The organism is Corynebacterium sp. KPL1995 (assembly GCF_000477935.1).
Lineage (GTDB): Bacteria > Actinomycetota > Actinomycetes > Mycobacteriales > Mycobacteriaceae > Corynebacterium > Corynebacterium pseudodiphtheriticum.
In genome coordinates this window covers 1,396,615-1,415,113 of the sequence record NZ_KI515715.1, presented here as the reverse complement: position 1 = coordinate 1,415,113, position 18,499 = coordinate 1,396,615, and the positions used below count along the sequence as shown (strand labels likewise).

Annotated in this window: 15 protein-coding genes; 7 read left to right on the top strand and 8 right to left on the bottom strand. The window is 56.2% G+C overall.

From position 1 onward, the window contains the following. The first annotated feature begins 132 nt into the window (after positions 1-132). Positions 133-1,683: a leucyl aminopeptidase gene (locus tag HMPREF1292_RS06245; protein WP_023019202.1), complete on the top strand. Its 1,551-nt coding sequence runs from the start codon at positions 133-135 to the stop codon at positions 1,681-1,683. On the opposite strand, the gene HMPREF1292_RS06240 is transcribed toward HMPREF1292_RS06245, so the two are convergent. After that, positions 1,680-2,072, bottom strand: coding sequence for a hypothetical protein (locus tag HMPREF1292_RS06240; protein ID WP_021353803.1), 393 nt, complete (start codon positions 2,070-2,072; stop codon positions 1,680-1,682). The two genes, HMPREF1292_RS06245 and HMPREF1292_RS06240, sit on opposite strands and share 4 nt — an antisense overlap. Before the next feature lie 126 nt (positions 2,073-2,198). On the opposite strand from HMPREF1292_RS06240, the gene sucB reads away from it, so the two are divergent. From sucB to HMPREF1292_RS06215, 5 genes are all read left to right on the top strand, one after another. Further along, on the top strand, positions 2,199-4,004 hold the full coding sequence (gene sucB / locus HMPREF1292_RS06235; RefSeq protein ID WP_023019201.1) for a 2-oxoglutarate dehydrogenase, E2 component, dihydrolipoamide succinyltransferase: 1,806 nt from the start codon (positions 2,199-2,201) through the stop codon (positions 4,002-4,004). A gap of 284 nt (positions 4,005-4,288) precedes the next feature. Next, positions 4,289-5,503 (top strand): MFS transporter, encoded by a 1,215-nt coding sequence (locus tag HMPREF1292_RS06230; RefSeq protein ID WP_023019200.1) that lies wholly within the window; start codon positions 4,289-4,291, stop codon positions 5,501-5,503. Between the two features lie 45 nt (positions 5,504-5,548). After that, positions 5,549-6,310, top strand: a complete 762-nt coding sequence (gene lipB / locus HMPREF1292_RS06225; protein ID WP_034645959.1) for a lipoyl(octanoyl) transferase LipB — start codon at positions 5,549-5,551, stop codon at positions 6,308-6,310. Positions 6,311-6,364: 54 nt separating this feature from the next. After that, positions 6,365-7,408, top strand: coding sequence for a lipoyl synthase (gene lipA / locus HMPREF1292_RS06220; RefSeq protein ID WP_021353799.1), 1,044 nt, complete (start codon positions 6,365-6,367; stop codon positions 7,406-7,408). Between the two features lie 194 nt (positions 7,409-7,602). Next, the gene (locus HMPREF1292_RS06215) at positions 7,603-8,382 is read left to right on the top strand and encodes a DUF4191 domain-containing protein (protein ID WP_023019198.1); all 780 of its coding nucleotides are present in this window, start codon (positions 7,603-7,605) and stop codon (positions 8,380-8,382) included. Between the two features lie 6 nt (positions 8,383-8,388). Here HMPREF1292_RS06215 and HMPREF1292_RS06210 read toward each other — a convergent pair whose 3' ends face one another. From HMPREF1292_RS06210 to thrC, 5 genes are all read right to left on the bottom strand, one after another. Further along, positions 8,389-8,877 carry an RDD family protein gene (locus HMPREF1292_RS06210; RefSeq protein ID WP_021353797.1) on the bottom strand — a complete coding sequence of 163 codons (489 nt, stop codon included), beginning with the start codon at positions 8,875-8,877 and terminating at the stop codon, positions 8,389-8,391. Between the two features lie 134 nt (positions 8,878-9,011). Then, positions 9,012-9,944, bottom strand: a complete 933-nt coding sequence (locus HMPREF1292_RS06205) for an SGNH/GDSL hydrolase family protein (protein WP_023019196.1) — start codon at positions 9,942-9,944, stop codon at positions 9,012-9,014. Beyond that, positions 9,937-10,476 carry an NUDIX domain-containing protein gene (locus HMPREF1292_RS06200; protein WP_023019195.1) on the bottom strand — a complete coding sequence of 180 codons (540 nt, stop codon included), beginning with the start codon at positions 10,474-10,476 and terminating at the stop codon, positions 9,937-9,939. Before HMPREF1292_RS06200 ends, HMPREF1292_RS06205 begins: the two co-directional genes overlap by 8 nt. A gap of 18 nt (positions 10,477-10,494) precedes the next feature. Next, positions 10,495-11,571 (bottom strand): trypsin-like serine protease, encoded by a 1,077-nt coding sequence (locus tag HMPREF1292_RS06195; RefSeq protein ID WP_023019194.1) that lies wholly within the window; start codon positions 11,569-11,571, stop codon positions 10,495-10,497. A gap of 30 nt (positions 11,572-11,601) precedes the next feature. Further along, positions 11,602-13,059 (bottom strand): threonine synthase, encoded by a 1,458-nt coding sequence (gene thrC, locus HMPREF1292_RS06190; protein WP_023019193.1) that lies wholly within the window; start codon positions 13,057-13,059, stop codon positions 11,602-11,604. Positions 13,060-13,093: 34 nt separating this feature from the next. Between thrC and HMPREF1292_RS06185 the strand changes: the two genes are divergently transcribed. Continuing rightward, complete coding sequence (locus HMPREF1292_RS06185) at positions 13,094-14,575, top strand: nitrate/nitrite transporter (protein WP_084521426.1); 1,482 nt, start codon at positions 13,094-13,096, stop codon at positions 14,573-14,575. Here the strand turns inward: HMPREF1292_RS06185 and HMPREF1292_RS06180 are convergent. Together HMPREF1292_RS06180 and HMPREF1292_RS06175 are read right to left on the bottom strand one after the other, a co-directional pair. After that, entirely contained in the window at positions 14,481-15,050 is a 570-nt protein-coding gene (locus tag HMPREF1292_RS06180; RefSeq protein WP_023019191.1) for a hypothetical protein, read from the bottom strand. The genes HMPREF1292_RS06185 and HMPREF1292_RS06180 overlap by 95 nt on opposite strands. Positions 15,051-15,259: 209 nt before the next feature. After that, positions 15,260-18,481 carry a bifunctional [glutamine synthetase] adenylyltransferase/[glutamine synthetase]-adenylyl-L-tyrosine phosphorylase gene (locus HMPREF1292_RS06175; RefSeq protein ID WP_023019190.1) on the bottom strand — a complete coding sequence of 1,074 codons (3,222 nt, stop codon included), beginning with the start codon at positions 18,479-18,481 and terminating at the stop codon, positions 15,260-15,262. Positions 18,482-18,499 lie beyond the last annotated feature (18 nt).

The window sequence follows — 18,499 nt, the reverse complement described above, 5'->3', positions numbered from 1 at the left end:
TTCCACCTTTTAATAGAGACTTAGGGCACACCCTTACACGGCGTTCTGCGGTAAATCTCGCTAGGCTGGGAAGGCCTAGAGCGAATTTCAACTAAATTGCGCGACCATTGTCATGTGACAAGAAAGGATATTATGGCTGCCCCAAAGTTCGAACTTCCAGCCCGCGGCAAGATTAGCCCAGTGGAGTTGCAGAAAAAGTTGCCTAAAAACGCCGATGCTCTCGTCGTCAGCGTGTTCCGCACGAAGGATTCAGCTAACGAGAACGGCATAGAAATCCTCGACACAGATTGGCTCTCCGGTGGCCAACTACGCGAAGTGGTCGAGGGCTTGCAAACAGTCAAAGCCACGGGCAAAGCAAACGAAATCACCCGCTTGCCGGCTCCAAAGAAGCTGGGCGTCGACGTAGTCATCGCGGTGGGTTTGGGTGCGCAGGACAAGCTTGACGACGAGGTTCTGCGTCGCGCGGCTGGTACTGTTTCCCGCGCGGTCAAGGATCTAAATTCGGTCGCCGTTGCTCTTTCCGGTGACCGTGATCGCCTCGCCGCTATCGTAGAAGGCTTGATCTTAGGCGGATATGCCTACCCGGGCATCCGTGGAAGCAAAGACGAGGGTGCCACCCAGCCGGACGAGAAAAAGAATCACGCTGATAAAGATCCCGCCGAATTTACTGTGCTCGGCGATCCAAAGAAGGATTCTGACGTCTTCCGTCTCGCACAAGTTGGTGCAGAATCGGTGTGCCTAGCACGGGACTTTGTCAACGTTCCTTCCAGCCATAAATTCCCAGAATCCTATGCTGAGTTTATCCGTGGCTTTGCCGAAGATGCAGGCCTGAAGGTGGAGATTCTCGACGAAAAGCAACTGGAGAAGGAGGGCTTCGGTGGTATTTTGGCGGTCGGCCAGGGTTCGGTCCGCCCACCGCGTCTGGTCCGCCTGCACCATAGTCCACGCAAGGCCAAGAAGAAGGTTGCTCTCGTAGGCAAGGGCATTACCTTTGACACCGGCGGTATCTCTTTGAAGCCAGGCGCAGGCATGGGCGAGATGATCATGGACATGGGTGGCTCAGCAGCCGTCGTGGCTGCCACTGTCGCTGCTGCAAAGCTCGACCTCAACGTGGAGTTGACCACCACTGTGCCGCTGGCAGAAAACATGCCTTCCGGTAACGCTATTCGCCCAGGCGACGTCATCACTCACTATGGCGGCATTACTTCAGAAATTCTGAATACCGATGCTGAAGGCCGTATCGTGCTTGCCGACGCCATCGCGCGCGCGAGCGAAGACAAGCCAGATTATTTGGTAGAGACGGCAACGTTGACCGGCCACCAGATGCTCGCGTTGGGCAAGAAAACCTACGGTGTTATGGGTAGCGATGAGCTACGTGATCGCATCGCTGAGCTGGGACGCCGTGTAGGCGAAAAAGCTTGGGCCATGGCTTTGCTGGAAGAGCACGAAGAAGCGATTAAAACCCCTGCGGCGGATATCCGCAATATCTCCGAGGACCGTTGGGGTGGCATGCAGTTTGCGGGTACCTACCTGTCGCAATTCGTCGGCGAGGGCATTGAGTGGGCACATCTCGATATCGCCGGCCCTGCCTGGGCAGCAAGCGCTTCCGGATACACTGCGCAGCGAGCAACCGGTGTTCCGGTACGCACACTAGTTGCTTGGTTGGACGAAATCGCCAGCTAAGCATCTCCGTGGCGCCGCTCCCACTGTTTGCGGCGCTCCACTTGTTCTTGGCGCTTGCGTAGGATTCGTTCGCGTTTCATACGCTCGCGCATACGCTGTGGATACCCGGTTTCTTCAACGTCATAGATTGGCACATCTAGTACCCGGGCCACGGCGTCTATTCCTTTCGGCCCGCCAATACGGCGGCGGATATAGTCGCCGGAGTCGTCGACAAGCACGATCGACATTTCATTAACCACGGTTTCCGGCTCCACGAAGCCTTCTATGAAACCGCGGCCATCGATCCATGCAACTAGATCTGCCTGGTCTTGCTCGCGTATCGTATCGCCAGGCGCGCGGGGTGGCCTGAGCTGTGATTTCGTGGAGTTACGACGGAATAGGTTGAACACAGTTCACAATTCTAGGGGTAGTGCGCAATATTGCGCATTGACTCATTACACGTAGCAGCGGCGATGGCGGTAGGCTGGAATGCCGTAGCTTCTATTTACTAACGACTTTAGAGGAGTCTCTCACACATGTCGCACTCCGTAGAGATGCCCGAGCTGGGCGAATCGGTTACCGAAGGCACCATCACCCAGTGGCTGAAGTCCGTCGGCGATACCGTCGAAGCCGACGAGCCTTTGCTCGAAGTTTCCACTGACAAAGTGGACACTGAAGTCCCTTCCCCGGTCTCGGGTACGCTTCTGGAGATCAAAGCCGAAGAAGACGACACCGTAGAAGTTGGCGACGTCATTGCCATCATCGGCGACGAGGGCGAGAGCGCAGACTCGCAGGACTCTGCTGATGCTGCTAGCGCCGATGATTCTGACGACGCTGATGACGCTGAAGACAACGCAGGCTCCGAGGATTCCGCTTCTGAGGAAAAGGAAGACAACAAAGAATCCAAGAACGACAAGAAGTCTTCCGGTGGCTCATCCCAAGCTACCGACGTAGAAATGCCAGAACTCGGCGAATCAGTAACCGAAGGCACCATCACCCAGTGGCTGAAGTCCGTCGGCGATACCGTCGAAGTCGACGAACCACTGCTTGAGGTATCCACCGACAAGGTCGATACCGAAGTTCCTTCCCCAGTTGCCGGTACCATCATCGAAATCCTCGCCGAAGAAGACGACACCGTCGAGGTCGGAGAAGTCATCGTCCGCGTTGGCGACGAAAACGCCGCAGCAGACGAATCCAACGAATCAGACGATTCGAAGGATGCAGACAAGAAATCCGCAGACAAGAAGTCCGAGGATAAAAAAGCCGAGTCTGCGAAGAACGATTCTGCGAAGAAGGATTCTGCGGACAAGAAGCAAGACTCCGACCAAGAAACCAAGAAGGCTAACGAGGGAGCCGCGAAGGATTCAGCGAAGAAGAATTCCGGAAAGGTTCCTTACGTCACCCCGCTGGTACGCAAACTGGCAGATAAGCACGGCGTTGACCTGAGCTCACTGGAAGGTACTGGCGTCGGTGGTCGCATCCGTAAGCAGGATGTTATGGCTGCTGTTGAAGGTAGCTCGGCTGATTCTTCTGCCCAGGACTCTGCGCAGTCTTCCGAAAAGGATGCGAAGAAGGCGGGCTCGAACTGGTCCACCAAGTCGGTGGATCCAGAAAAGGCTGAGCTGCGCGGCACCACGCAAAAGGTTAACCGCATCCGCCAGATCACCGCAGAAAAGATGGTGGAAGCGCTACAGATTTCCGCTCAGCTGACCCATGTGCAGGAAATCGACATGACTGCTGTGTCCAACCTGCGCAAGGCCAACAAGCAGGCTTTCGCGGACAAGCACGGTTCGAAGTTGACCTTCCTGCCATTCTTCGTCAAGGCCACCGTCGAAGCCCTAGTATCCCATCCGAACGTCAACGCCTCCTACAACGCTGAAAAGAAGGAGATGACCTACCACGCCGACGTCAACGTCGCCATCGCGGTGGATACTCCTAAGGGCTTGTTGACTCCAGTGATCAAGAAGGCACAAGACAAGTCCTTGCCTGAGATCGCCGCTGAGATCATCGACTTGGCTGACCGCGCACGCAACAACAAGTTGAAGCCAAATGACCTCACTGGCGCTACCTTCACGGTCACCAATATCGGTTCCGAAGGTGCGTTGCTGGATACCCCGATTCTGGTTCCGCCACAGGCCGGCATCCTGGGAACGGCAGTCATCGAAAAGCGCCCAGTCGTCGTTACCGAAGACGGCCAGGACGCTATCGCGATCCGCCAGATGTGCTACTTGCCTTTCACCTACGACCACCAGGTCGTCGACGGTGCCGACGCAGGTCGTTTCATCACCACCATCAAGGATCGTCTCGAAACTGCCGACTTCGAGGCTGATTTGGACCTATAAATCGGTCCCCATTCTCTGGATAAACTCCGGAGGACCAATCGCCTAGCCCTGCTAAGCAGCTAGCTGGCGCGCATACCGGGCCTTCCCTCTGTTAGCTCCTGTTCTCGTTACAGGACGCAGAGTAGGAAGGCCCGGTTTTCGTGTTATGAGCTGAATCACGTAACATAACGGTCATCATGTTAAGCACAGTCACATGACCGCACAAGGTAATGAAAGATCACAAACACCGCCGGTCTTGTCGACGGTCATCGACACACGATCTCCAGTAGCCAAAAGAGGAACACATGCGTATCAGCGATTGGTTAAGAGTTGGCTTAGGTATGTTCGTCGTCGCATTCGGCGCCAACGCCTTTGCTCCACTGATGGTTTCCTACCGCCTGGAAGCAGGGCTTAGCGACGGCCAGGTGACAGCTTTCCTCGCCATCTACATCGTGGGCCTTATCCCCGCTCTGATCATTGGTGGCCCGCTATCAGATACCTACGGTCGCCGTGCGCTGATTCGCCCCGCACTGGTGCTCTCCTTTTTCGGTTCCGCAGTTTTGGCACTCGGTGCTTTCGGCCCGGCATTTTTCATCGGCGCTGGCCGCTTCATCACAGGTTTAGCTACCGGCCTGGTTATGGCCTCCGGCGCAGCCTGGCTGAAGCAGCTATCAGCTGGACCATCAATCCAGGGTGCGCGCCGAGCGACCATCGCTCTTACTTCCGGTTTTGCTGGCGGACCTCTGGTGGCGGGTCTAGTTGCTGAGTTTTTACCAAAGCCTGATTTGTTCCCCTACCTGCTGCACCTAGTACTAGTAACTCTCATTACTCCGCTGGTATGGAACACCCCGACGGTTACTACTGGTAGTTCCGGCAAGGGCAAACTGTTTGCCAGCCAGGTAGCCACCAAGCGTTTTTGGCTTACCCTAGGCTTGTCCGGTCCGTGGGTATTCGGTGCGGCTTCAACAGCCTTCGCAGTCAACACCCGTTTACTAGAAGCACAGATGGACCACCCGGTCGTCTACACCGGCTCGATCGCTTGTTTGGCTATGGTCTTCGGCAATCTGATTCAGCGGTTCGTTGGCACCTCGCGCACCTACCCGCCAGCGGTCTATGGTCTGTCACTGATCATCGTTGGCATGCTGTGTTCAATCTGCGTTGCCCTCTGGCAAGATTCCATCGTTGGTGTCATCTTCGGGTTGCTAGCGACTATCCCGCTGGGGTTCGCCTACGGCATCCTCATGTCGTCGGGACTACAGGAAGCACAGCGTCAAGCCCCAGACGAAGAACTGGGTGCCGCCAGCGCGTCGTTCTATTCGTTGACCTATATCGGCTTCGTCTTCCCGTTTGTCATCTCTATTTTGGGGCCAGCAATTGGTTACATCATGTGCTTCGCATTTGGTATCGCAATGGCATTGTTCACCATCTTCATGGTGTTACGCTTCGACGGTCGGTTTTTCAAAAAATCCCGGCGGCGGGCACAGAAAGCCCCAGAAACCACGAATATAGCCCGCAGCTAGGTGCACGCGCGGCTTGCTCTGACAGGCCGCGTTAAAATGAGCACTATGACTGCCCCGCGTGCTCCGTTTTTCCCCGCTGACCGTTCCATTCGTGCCGAAGAAGCCCTAGAGATTCAAAAGCTAGGAACCGTGGATTACCAAGAAGCTTGGGAGCTGCAAGCGAAATTAGCCAGGCAACGTGCCGACGGAGAGATTCCGGATCAACTGTTATTTCTCGAGCACCCGGATGTCTACACCGCTGGCAAAAGAACCCAACCTTCCGATATGCCCACTAATGGCTTGCCGACGATCAAGGTCGACCGCGGTGGCCGCATAACGTGGCACGGTCGCGGGCAATTAGTCGTCTACCCCATCATCAAGCTCGCAGAACCGGTCGATGTAGTCGATTACGTGCGTCGCTTAGAAGAAGCCATCATCGACGCGCTGACTACGTTCGGCACCCAAAAAGTGGGCCGAATTGCAGGCCGCTCCGGCGTTTGGGTTCCGCACAGCGTGTCCGCCGTCGACAAGAATGCTTCCAGCAGGGACCGCAAGATCGCGGCACTGGGCATCCGCGTCACTCGTGGCGTCACCATGCATGGGCTGTCGCTGAACTGCAATAACTCGCTGGAATTTTATGAGCACATCGTCGCTTGTGGCATTGACGACGCGGATGTCACCACCTTGTCCTTGGAACATGGACGGGAGGTTACTACTGAAGAAATGATCCCACTACTACACAAGTCATTGGTGCGTGCACTGGCCGGTGACTTAGCCGTTAGCGATCACAGTTTGGATAGTTCGCGAGTCGGCCCATCCCCGCAATAAGGCACAGCGAACCCTGTTCGTCAGAAGCTACAACAAGGCGTAGGCTGGGGCATTATGAGTGTCACCCCCGAAGGGCGCAAACTGCTGCGCATTGAGAAGCGGAACGCAGAAAATCCTATCGAGAAGAAGCCACGCTGGATCCGTAACCAGGTCCGCAACGGCCCGGAATATAAAGACATGAAGGCCAAGGTCGCCGGCGCAGGCTTGCATACCGTGTGCCAAGAGGCTGGCTGCCCGAATATTCACGAGTGCTGGGAGTCGCGTGAGGCCACCTTCTTGATCGGCGGCGATTTGTGTACTCGCAGGTGCGACTTCTGCGATATTAAAACCGGTAAACCTGGTTTGTTAGATACCGACGAACCACGCCGCGTAGCGGAAAATATCCGCGAAATGGATCTGAACTACACCACTGTCACTGGTGTTACTCGTGATGATCTGAAGGATGAAGGCGCCTGGTTGTACGCAGAGATTGTGCGGAAGATCCGGGAGTTAAACCCGAATACCGGTATTGAAAACCTAACTCCTGATTTTTCTGGCAAACCGGATCTGCTGCAAGAGGTTTTCGAAGCCGAACCAGAGGTTTTCGCGCATAACCTGGAAACAGTGCCACGCATCTTCAAGCGCATTCGTCCGGCGTTTCGTTATGATCGCTCGCTCGATGTTATTCGTCAGGCACACGATTATGGCTTAATTACCAAGTCCAACCTGATCTTGGGCATGGGCGAGACCGAGCAGGAAGTTCTCGATACCTTGCAGGATCTGCGTGATGCGGGAACCGACATCATCACCATCACGCAGTACCTACGCCCAGGGCCTCTGTTCCACCCAATTGACCGCTGGGTTCGACCAGAAGAATTTGTGGAACATTCCAAGGCCGCCCGCGAAATGGGCTACGGCGCTGTCATGGCTGGTCCGCTGGTGCGTTCCTCCTACCGCGCTGGCAAATTGTATGTGCAGGCGATGCAGGCTCGCGGCCGTGAACTGCCAGAGCGATTGTCTCACTTGCAGGAGACTTCGCAAGGCCCAACCGCGCAGGAAGCTTCTTCCCTGTTAAGCAAATATGGCGCTTCCCAGGAGACCCCGGTAACCACCCGCTAAGGGGCCGTGGATACTAGCTCTTCTACGGAGGAGCCCCCCGGATAGCAGCGCAGGGGTGTGCTGCTATTCTGCAACGCGCTTCGGGTCTTGCCCGGGGCGCGTTTTCTCGTGGACACTTACTAGTGCGAGTGCTGATTAGTATGAGTGCTGGCAGCGTTTTCTAAATTGATTGACTACCCCCTAAAGTGAGAGACATGGCAAAAGACGACAAGGCGAAGCTGAAAGCCCAAAAGCGCGAGGCAAAACAGGCTAAAAAGGCGCAACGCAAACAAACACGCTCGCAAATGTGGCAAGCGTTTAATATGCAGCGTAAGGAAGATAAAGCGCTGATCCCGCTGATGTTGCTGGCGGTAGTTGGCATCGCCGTGGCGTTTTTCTTCATCGGCATGTTGTGGGGCGGCCAGTGGTTTACCTTGCCTTTCGGCATCGTATTAGGTGCTGTCGTGGCCATGTGGATCTTCACCCGTCGTCTGCAGTCCTCGATGTACAAGCGCGTAGAGGATCAACCGGGTGCTGCCGGCTGGACCTTGGATAACCTTCGAAACACCTTTGGCATCGTCTGGTTTAGCAAGCAAGGTGTAGGCATGACGCGTCAGCAGGATTTGCTGCACCGCGTTGTCGGCAACCCGGGCGTGGTTTTTGTCGGTGAGGGCAACCCGAAGCGCTTGGAGAAGATCGTCGACAAGGAACGTCGCCGTATTGATCGCATCGCTGGTGGAGTTCCGGTACATGTGATTTACACCGGCACCGGTGAAGACCAGGTTCCACTCAGCAAACTGCAGCGTAAACTGCTGAAGTTGCCACGTAACTACAGCAAAACTGAGGTCTATGACATCAACGCCCGCATCGAAGCCATGGATGCTGCAGCTGGCCCCGGTGCCGGTATGCCCAAAGGCCCGCTGCCCAGCCAGGCACAGAACCCTTCGGGCATGAACCGCCGCATGCGTCGTATGAACGCGAAAAAGGGAAAATAACTCCAGCTAGTTCGTGCGAATAACGGTGGTTCCTGTCGCACGGTCGTGCATGCCACGGCCGTCGGAATCCACCATCACAGCCGGGAAAAAACATGCGGTAAGCAAGGTGCGCACCACTGCCCGCCATAGGCCGACACGTTCTTCTGCATCAACCCGCGCAACCCCCATGCCGAGCAACATCATGCCTGGGGTGCGGGCAAACAACCAGCCGCACACAATTCCCATAACAATCCAGAGCACATAATTCCACGTGGTGGTTGCTCCTTGGCTCACGTCGCCAAGTCCCAGGCCATAGCGCAAACCAAAAGCCAGCGCCAAGGCAACAAACCAGTCAATAAGCACCGCTAGCGCACGTTTACCCACCGGTGCCATAGATCCGCGACCATGCTGCGGCATGCCAAGTTTTTCGCCTGGCCACCGACTTGGCGCATTGGGATCTTCATTTTCACCGGGAATGGCCGGCCCATCGAGCCAGCTTCGCTTTCTTTCCGCCATGGTCTCTAATCTACAAGCCAGGTTTAGGGCAGCGAAACCAGACAGAACATTCCTCGACTGTCGCTGCCGCTTTCCTCGCCTGTCACTGCCGCTAACGATGCTTGCACCCGCTGCAGTGCTATCGGGCAATCCCGCTACCGCAGCGTTGCAACCCGCTGGTGAATTTCCCGGCCCATGGCCGCTTGGCCCGCCGCAGTGGGGTGAAATGGGAACGACCCGGTTTCAATACCAGTCAGATCCACCCAGCGTTGTTGTGGTTGTGCACACACGGTGTGCTTGTCGACGTCATCAGGCAACACAAATTCCGCACCATTGCGGTGGGCGGCTTCTGCAAGTGCGTGGTTGAGCTGGTGAGTCACGCTTTGCAACCACGTGCGGTCGGTTCCCGAAATCGCGGCGATTTCTGCACAGTCATCCCAAGCTGCAAGCAAAGGCAAATAGCCTGTCATTATCACCCGCGCCTGTGGGGCCTCGTTTTCGAGGGTCTGAAAAACCTGGTCCAAGCGATCAGAAACCACACCGATTTCGTGCGCTACCTTGCGGTCCAAGAAAGTATTGCAATTGGACGGCTCACCGGTGTGCATCGCTGTCTGAGCACACCACACGAGTTCCCCGAAGCCAATATCATTGCCCCCAATCGTCAGGGTAACGAGCTCTACCGGCTGTTCGGTTTCACGCAAAGCATTTAATTGTGCGGGTACTTCTACCCCGCCGGCTTCGCGGGTTTCTGAAAGATTATCAATAATCGCGCCCTGGCAGCTGCGGTCAATAGCAGTATCCGTTCCCAGCAACTCCGCAACTATTGCTGGGTAATTATCTGGCGAGCGCCGGCAAAAATCAGCAACCGGATCATCTGGGCGTTGCGCACCAGCACGCGAGGCCATGGAAGCAAAAGAATCGCCAAGGGCCACATACGTTCCAATTCCATTGGCACCTAAGTGTTCCGCTGGATTTGTCTGCTCGTGGGCAGGCGGTTGGCTTTCGGAAGAGGTGATGCTGCATGCAGTCAGCGCTAATGCACTAACCATAAGCCCGGCCCAGGTGCCACCAAGCCGGGTATTAGCCATTCCGCTTTGTGAATCCTAAGCGTGGGCGAAAACGAGCCGGGTTTTTCATATGCGCTACTGCATCAGCGATAACCAGCCTGTGGCGGGCCGATACAGACTGTGGCAACTGGGCTACGGAACACCATTGCACAGCAACGGATTCATCGTCAGCTACCACCGGCTGCTGATCGTAGTCTCCGAGCAACCTAGCAGATATCGCGGTGTCCATGAACTGGCACACGTCGCCATTGGGGTAGGTTACTGGCCCCACCGCGCCGGTGCCGAGCAAGGCAACTGGTTCGATGTCCAACCCAGTTTCTTCTTTTACCTCCCGCACAGCAGTAGCGTGCGGTTGTTCACCGGGTTCGCATATGCCACCAATCGGCGTCCAATCGCCAGTATCGGCACGCTTAACCAACAGCACCGTCGGAACCTCCCAAATGGGAGCATCGGCAGGCACTTCGCGTATCACGACCGTGGTAGTGGCTGGAACCCACAAGGGTGCATTGCCGATATGTTCACGCAGTTGGGTAATAAATTCCGGGGTTGCCATATCCGTATTCTAGCTGGCTTACCAGGTTTCTGTATTAGCCGCAGCCTCGGGCACCACAGCGTTAATGATGCGCTGAAATTCAGTGGCCGGTGTATACGAGACGCTAATGCCTTCCCCGGCACTATTCCCGACATTATGCCCGGATTCTTCCAGGTGACACTGGTGTGTGGCCTGCTGCGTAGTGGTGCCGGAAACCAGCCCGACAATGACTTTTTCGCCATTTATTTCGGTATATACCGGCCCACCGGAATCACCAGTGGTCGCACACAAGGCCGCCCGCGCCGAACGCGCATTCAACACCGCGCCATCATGTGTGTTCAGCTTGCCTAGCGCCTGAGACGCCGTGGTGTGCCCGCACGTGGTGCCCGTGATCCTGCCATTCTTGCACACCTGTTCTGGCAGAAAATCAAGCCGTTCCGCGATTGCAGTCGGCATTGGGTGCACCGCAGCATCGGCCCCGCCGGCCAAACTGGCATCGTATGCATTAGCGTTGAGTTCGATAATCGCAACGTCTAAATCTGAAGAATTCAGGGTATACAAATCGGAATAGACAAAAGTACCGATCGGCTCTGCAGGCCAGCGGAATTTATTGTTGCCTTGGCCTGCCCACACCAAGTCGCCTTCGCGCCCACAGTGTGAGGCAGTAACGGCATAACCGGTGCCATTAGCATCAGTAAACGAATACGCAACGGTGCAAATGTTGTAATTAAATTGCTCACCCGGTGCGGGCACATGGGTAGAAATATCAATGGGCGCCCCCGGTGCCAGCGGCGCACTCACTGGATGAATAATCCGAGTTTGCGATTCTGGTTCTCGGGGTAGGCGTTGGTTGTCCGCACCATTGAGTGCGTCGACTCGCGGCGGAGGCGCCAGCCGGGGCTGTGCCGCCGCTTGGTCATAATTACCTGGGGCTTCCTGGACTCCAGATCCCCCCGTAGCACCGCCGTTGCTGCCTGCTTGGTTTAGTTCGCCCGCACCAAAATAGGCAGTGCTGCAAGCCGTGGCGAACAGCGCTGGAATGGCTAAAGCTGCCACAACACTGCCCCGCTGTGCGGCAGGGCGCGCTGCGTAACTGTGCTGTTCATGCCCGGTCATAGCTACAGAGTATAACCCGGCGAATACTAATTAACGGACTTCTGTTTGCTCAATCGAAGTACGAATGTAGTCCTTAGCCTTCTCGGCATCGTTCGCTAAATCAACAACCTTCCGGCCACCATCCATAATGCCAGCGAAACGCTGTGGCATCGGCGGCGTAGTACCGAGAGCTTCTTCAATAGTTTCGGCGAATTTCACCGGAAGCGCAGTTTCTAAACACACCACGGGGCTGGTGATCTCGTGTTCGGCCACGGCGTCCCACGCGACCTTAATGCCGTCGGCAGTGTGCGGATCGACGACAATGTTGTGGTTCTGCTGTACCTGTGCAATCGTCGCCAAGCGATCCGAGTGCAGCGACCGTCCGGACACAAAACCAAATTCTTCACGCACGCGAGTGAGCAGATCGTCGGAAAGTGCAAAACCTCCGTCCTTAATGCGCTGGCCAAACAACTCTGCCACCTGGGCGGCATCACGATCCAACAGGTCCGCGATGAAGCGCTCGAAGTTTGAGGCCCGGGAAATATCCATCGACGGCGAGGAAGTCTCGTGCGTATCCGCGGCAGAGCGAGGCCGATACTGACCTGTACGGAAGAACTCATCAAGCACGTCGTTTTCATTCGTGGCGACGATCAGCCGGTCGATCGGCAGCCCCATCTGGCGGGCGATGTGGCCTGCGCAAATATCACCAAAGTTGCCCGTCGGCACGCTAAACGACACTTTCTGTGCGTAATCACCGGTTGCTTCAGTGACTTTAATCCAGCAAGAGACGTAATAAACGATCTGTGCTAACAACCGCGCCCAGTTGATGGAATTAACCGCGCCGATGCGGTATTCGCGTTTGAAAGCCTCATCCGCGCTAACGGCCTTGACCACGTCCTGGCAATCGTCAAAAACTCCATCCAGCGCAATATTGAAAATATTCTCATCATCCAGCCCGAACATCTGGGCCTGCTGGAACGGGCTCATCCGGCCTTTCGGGGTCAACATGAATACACGGATGCCTTGACGTCCACGCATAGCGTATTCCGCCGAGGATCCAGTATCGCCCGAGGTCGCCCCCAGAATATTCAGCGTGGTTTCCCGCCTCGCTAACTCATACTCAAACAGCTCTCCAAGCAGCTGCATAGCCATGTCTTTAAACGCCGCGGTTGGGCCTTCAGACAAATGGCCGATATAAAACTGCTCATCTAGTTTGGTCACCGGCACAATTTCTTCGTGCGCAAACTTTTCTGTGCTGTAGGCCCGGCGCGCCATGGCTTCGAGTTCGGCGGCAGGAATGTCGTCGACGAATAACTGCAAAATTTCTGCTGCAAGCCCTGCGTATCCACTACTGCGGGAAACTTCCCGCAGATTCGCTAAGGTTTCTGCATCCAGCTGAGGGTACTGCGTAGGTAAGTAAAGCCCGCCGTCGGCTGCGAGGCCACCGAGCAAAATATCGGTAAATTGAGCGGGTTGTGCCTGGGTGTCACGAGTTGAAATATAATCCACGAGTTCATCTTAGCGTCTACCTACAATGACTTGTATGGAAAATCACGCTTCACCGGCTTCTCATTCAGGAGCTTCACGCTCAGGGTCTTCTCGCCCGGAAGCTAGCCGCCCTCAAGCCTCCACCACAGAAGCTGTCCCACCTGGTTCTGCCTTAAGCGGTACCTCCCGCGCCAAGATATCCCGGACTGGTGGCTCGGCACCGCACCCCCGCGAGGTAGTCACTGGCCGGGCATTGGTGGTCTGGGTAGCTGGCGTGGCGTGTTACATAGTCGCGATCACAGGTCGCACCTCCTTTGGCGTAGCCGGTGTAGAAGCCATTGCGCGTTTCGATGTGGATGCCTCACGCATCGCGGTTTTCGCGGCAGTGCAATTAGGTGTGTACGCCTTAGCGCAAATTCCCACTGGGATGGGTATCGATAGGTTTGGCCCGCGTGCGATGGTTATGTTTGGTGCGGTAGTCATGGGGTTGGGGCAGTTTCTGTTGGCCTTGACGACGTCCTACCCGCTGGCGATTGTTGCTCGCGTATTGATCGGCGCCGGTGATGCCTCGGCGTTTTTGGCTGTCATGCGGTTGCTTCCCTATTGGTTCCCTTTGCGCAAGACGCCGTTGTTTACGCAGTTGACCGGCGCGATTGGGCAGACAGGCCAGTTTATTTCCGCTGTGCCATTTTTGGCTTTGCTCGGTAGCGCTGGTTGGACGGGCGCTTTTGTGACCTTGGGTGCGACCAGCATTTTGCTCGCTGGCTTGGCGGGCTTGGCCATTAAAGATCTTCCCGACGTTGATCGGCGCGCAGCGGATGCGCCGGAATCCGGTACGGCTGCTAGCGGACGCGATTCGTTGCGCACCCGCATGCGTACGCTGCTTCGCACACCAGTTGCCTGGCAGGGTTTTTTCATGCACTATTCCTGCCTAATGTTTCAGCTGGTGTTTTTGATGATGTGGGGTTTCCCATTGATGACACTCGGAATGGGGCTCAGCGCACAACAGGCCGGTGCGGTCTTGGCAATTAACACCGTCGTCACCGTGTTTTCTGGGCCGTTGCATGGCATCTTCTCTGCCCGTATCGGCGCTGCCAGGCACTGGGCAGTTGTGGGTTTTCTGTCACGATCGTGCTCACCTGGGTGGTGTTTTTCGCCAGCGCTACGCCGCGGGGGGCTAGCCGCCATCGTGGTGGTTAACGTGATTGTGGCTTTGTGCGCGTCTTCAGCTAATTATGGTTTCGATAACGTGCGCGAGGGAGTATCCCGCGAAGTTGTAGCTACTGCTACTGGTTTAGCGAATATGGGTGGTTTCCTAGCCGGAATGGCGGCATCGCAGGGGATCGGCGTTGTTTTGGATATTTCTTCTGCTGGTGGTGAATACACCTGGGGTGATTTTCAGGTTGCGGCCTTAGCCGCTGGTGTGGTGTGGGCCGTCGGCGTTATTGGGTTGTTGGTTGCTTCGGCATGGCGGAAGTATCCGGGGCCTGCGCATCGGATTCTGCCCCACCGATTACGTGCTCTGCGATCGCACTAGTGGGCGCATCGATCAAACCCAGGTCAAAGGTATAAAGCACTCGGTCTCGGTCCACATAGGAAATTTCGCTGCGCTCTACCGCTTGGTTCAGAATATTTTCGAGAACGATTCGCATGGCAGCACGGTTTTCGTTGTGCACGGTGATGGTGATGTCCGGCCGGTCAGAAGACGTGGCAAGTTCCATGGGCAGCCCCAATGCAGAGGCAAGCTCAGAAAGCCGGTTGGTATAGATTTCTGCCGATATTTCCCCGTTCGGGGTGGCCGCGAAACTGCTGCCAGCAGTTGCATCATCGTCGAACGGGTGTGGTTGATCAGTTAGCATCGCACCGACGGTACGCCCGCTGCGTTGCTCGTCGTTGTGTAAAGCGAATTGCCATGCAAAGACGCCAGCGACGACGGTCACTAGACCGATTACACCCCAGACCCAACGCGTGCTTGTTTTGGGCTTCTGTGTAGGTGCTTGTTGTTGTGGCATTTGGGTAATCTTCCTTGATGCATTTTCACCAATAACGATTCGACATCGTTTAGTCTAACCAGGTTATGTGACCGCAACAGTAGATATTCCTGTCAGTTTGCTAGGTATATCACATTATTTAGCCACCGGAAACAGCTATCTCCAGCTGCACTGGTGGCAGCACCTAGTTACAGGTTTGCTGGGATGCAGTTTTTTGATAGACGCAGGGCCTATTCGTATTCATAAGAGTCTGGTTCACCCCAGAAAACTTGGTCAACGACCCGGCGCGCGTGTCTGGTTGCCTTCAGATAAGCCTCGAGGAATTCTTGGTTTTCTTCCGGCGCCCATCCGGCAACACCAGCAACTTGGGCCAGGTGGTTGCCGGGTTGTGGCAATTGGTCGACGCGTTTGCCACGCACCAACACCAGCGCGTTGCGGGCATTCGTAGCCATCAACCACGCTTCCCGTAGTTGTGTGACTTCCTTAGCGCTTAAGATTGCGCAATCGCGCAAAGCATCGAGTGCGTCTAACGTTGAGGGGGTGCGTAGTTCGTGGTGTTCTGCGCCGTGCATCATGATCAGTAATTGCACAGTCCATTCCACGTCCGTTAATCCACCTCGGCCGAGCTTGGTGTGAGTATTACGGTCGGCTCCGCGCGGCAGGCGTTCATTATCCACGCGAGCTTTGATTCGGCGAATCTCGCGAATTGTGGCATCAGAAATTCCGCTTGCCGGGTAGCGGAAATCGTTAATCATCTCGATAAATTCCGCCCCGACTTCGGGGTCTCCAGCCACCACATTTGCTCGTAGCAGGGCTTGGATTTCCCAGGCTTCACCCCACTGCGAATAATAGCGTCGGTACGAAGAAATGCTGCGCACCACCGCCCCGCTGCGACCTTCTGGGCGCAGCCCAAGGTCTACCTCCAACGGTGGATCCCCGGAGGGTTTCGCCAGCCGGGCACGCAGCTTGTCGACGATTTTTTTCGCCCAGGCCATCGCCTCGGTCTCATCCTCGCCTTCGGCTGGCTCGGCCACCATGAGGACATCTGCGTCTGAGCCAAAACCAAGTTCTTGGCCTCCCAACCGGCCCATGCCGATCACTGCAATGCGCGCAGGTGGTTCTTCTCGGCCCATCTCACGCAGGCTGGCGCGAACTTCCGCGCGGATTGCTGCTTCTAGTACCGCGTCCCAAATCAAGGAAAGTTCCCGGCACACGCGTTCTACCGGCATGAATCCAAGCTGATCTGCTGCAGCAATACGCGCTAGCTCAACACGCCTTAAGGATCGCGCCACCGCGACCGCCTTGTCTGGGTCCGCGTGGCGTTTCGACGAGTTTACTAGCGATTTCGACACCTGCTGGGGGTTAGTGTCTAAGAACTTCGGTCCGTTCGCACCGTCGGAAAGCAGCTTCACGGTATCCGGCGAGTTGATAATGAGTTCTGCCGTGTATGGCGAATTTCCGAGGATCGACATCAAGCGCTTGCCGACGATTCCTTCATCGCGCAACATGCGCAAAAACCAAGCCCTATCGAATGCCGCATCCGATAGTTTGCGGTAGTTCAACAACCCGGCATCAGGATCGGCGGTTTCTCCGAGCCACTCCATCAGCCCAGGCAGTAAAATCGACTGGATGCGGGCTTTTCGGGAGCTACCTGATGCCAGCTTGGTGAGGTGGTCAAATGCGCGCCCTGGGTGTCGGTAACCGAGGGCAGAAAGTTGCAGCTTCGCCGCTGCCGGGGACAGCCGCAGTTCTTCGGCGGACATGGAGGCGACGGCATCCAGCAGCGGCCGGTAAAACAGGCGCGAATGCAGTTCGGAAATGCGCAGGCGGACTTTGCGCAGGTGGTTCACCATTAAGTCATAGGATGATTTCGCGCCGTGGGCATCGAAGCCGGCCGCGCGTGCCAGCCAACGCAAAGCCTCTGTGTCGTCATCGGCAGGCATCGTGTGCGTGCGACGAAAGCGCTGTAATTGCAGGCGGTGTTCCAGCAGCCGCAAAAATTCGTAGGCCTCGATGAGTTGCCAGGAATCTTCGCGCCCAATATAGCCGGCGTTTTTCAGAGCATCTAAAGCTTCCACTGTGGATAAAACCCGCAAACGCTCGTCAGAGCGTCCGTGCACCAGCTGCAGAAGTTGCACCGCAAACTCCACGTCGCGCATGCCGCCGGTGCCAAGTTTCAGCTCACGGTTGCGCATGTCTTTCGGCACGTTGGCTAGGACCCGACGACGCATTGCTTGCACGTCTTCGACGAAGGAATCACGCTCCGAGGCAGTCCAGACCATCGGCCGGATGGCGTCCTCGTAGCGACGCCCCAGTGGTAGGTACCCTGTTTGTGCACGGGCTTTCAGCAATGCTTGAAATTCCCAGGTTTCTGCCCAGCGGCGATAATAAGAAATATGTGAATCTAAAGTGCGTACGAGCGCGCCTGATTTGCCCTCCGGGCGCAAGTTGGGGTCGACTTCGAAAAACGCGGCTGAGCCAATGCGGTTAAATTCTGCCGCCAGCCGGGTGGCTTTATTGCTCGCAGGCTCGGCGACGAAGATGACGTCGACATCTGAGATGTAATTCAGCTCCTGCGCACCGCACTTCCCCATCGCGATCACAGCCAAGCGGGCGTCGACGGGTGTAGCCTTTTTTGCGGTGGTTTTCCTTGCCCCCGGCCCTGTTCCGGCCGCTGTCCGGGCCGCCGTCTGCGTCGTCTCCGTCGTCGAATGGCTTCCGGATGTTTTGTCATCTGCATTTTCCGTTGGGTCCGTGGGGTACGGCCCATAGACTTCCGCGACTGCAACCGCAAGTGCAGCAGTCAAAGCCGCATCCGCCAAACGCGACAGCGCACCGGTAACCGTGCTAAATAACAGTTTTGGTTGCGGCTCGGATTGCCCTTTGCGTGCGAAATAACTGCCAGCGAGATCATGCGCGGCGATCCGAAGCATCAGTGTGCGATACGCATCGCGTAGCGCAGAAACCGCCTCACTGCCAGTCACCGACGCCCGGTAAGTTCCTGGCGTCGTGAGATCTTTACTGGCTGGGTCATCTTCCACTGATTCAAGCTCAGCAAAATCTGCGACGTGTGCGCCCACCGACCCCAACATCTGCTGGAACATTTCGTGTTCTTCCGGCAATGGTTTCGTCAACTCTTGCCAAGTCTCCGGGTGTGCGGCAAGGTGATCGCCTAACAAAGTGGATCCACCTAGCAAAGCGAAAAACCGCACGCGCAATGCTTCATCTTCGCACAGGCGTGCTGTCAGTTCGGCGCCATCGTCGGCAAGGTTGCCTGCCATGCGCATGAGTGTATTCAGCGCAAGGTCTTGGTCGGACGCTGCAGCCAAACACCATAAAAGCGTGGTGTGGTCGGGATCGTTCCACCCCAGCCATGCAATATCTTCGCTAGCTTTCGGGCTGGAAAGACCCAGTGTGGCAATCGAGGGAATGGATGGGCGGTTCGAAGTCACAGTATCGCTCAGATCTTC

Excerpts from the sequence above, each read along its gene's own strand:
- HMPREF1292_RS06245 (WP_023019202.1), top strand. The coding sequence starts at position 133 with ATGGCTGCCCCAAAGTTCGAACTTCCAGCCCGCGGCAAGATTAGCCCA.
- sucB (WP_023019201.1), top strand. The coding sequence starts at position 2,199 with ATGTCGCACTCCGTAGAGATGCCCGAGCTGGGCGAATCGGTTACCGAA.
- HMPREF1292_RS06230 (WP_023019200.1), top strand. The coding sequence starts at position 4,289 with ATGCGTATCAGCGATTGGTTAAGAGTTGGCTTAGGTATGTTCGTCGTC.
- lipB (WP_034645959.1), top strand. The coding sequence starts at position 5,549 with ATGACTGCCCCGCGTGCTCCGTTTTTCCCCGCTGACCGTTCCATTCGT.
- lipA (WP_021353799.1), top strand. The coding sequence starts at position 6,365 with ATGAGTGTCACCCCCGAAGGGCGCAAACTGCTGCGCATTGAGAAGCGG.
- HMPREF1292_RS06215 (WP_023019198.1), top strand. The coding sequence starts at position 7,603 with ATGGCAAAAGACGACAAGGCGAAGCTGAAAGCCCAAAAGCGCGAGGCA.
- HMPREF1292_RS06210 (WP_021353797.1), bottom strand. The coding sequence starts at position 8,877 with ATGGCGGAAAGAAAGCGAAGCTGGCTCGATGGGCCGGCCATTCCCGGT.
- HMPREF1292_RS06205 (WP_023019196.1), bottom strand. The coding sequence starts at position 9,944 with ATGGCTAATACCCGGCTTGGTGGCACCTGGGCCGGGCTTATGGTTAGT.
- HMPREF1292_RS06200 (WP_023019195.1), bottom strand. The coding sequence starts at position 10,476 with ATGGCAACCCCGGAATTTATTACCCAACTGCGTGAACATATCGGCAAT.
- HMPREF1292_RS06195 (WP_023019194.1), bottom strand. The coding sequence starts at position 11,571 with ATGACCGGGCATGAACAGCACAGTTACGCAGCGCGCCCTGCCGCACAG.
- HMPREF1292_RS06185 (WP_084521426.1), top strand. The coding sequence starts at position 13,094 with ATGGAAAATCACGCTTCACCGGCTTCTCATTCAGGAGCTTCACGCTCA.
- HMPREF1292_RS06180 (WP_023019191.1), bottom strand. The coding sequence starts at position 15,050 with ATGCCACAACAACAAGCACCTACACAGAAGCCCAAAACAAGCACGCGT.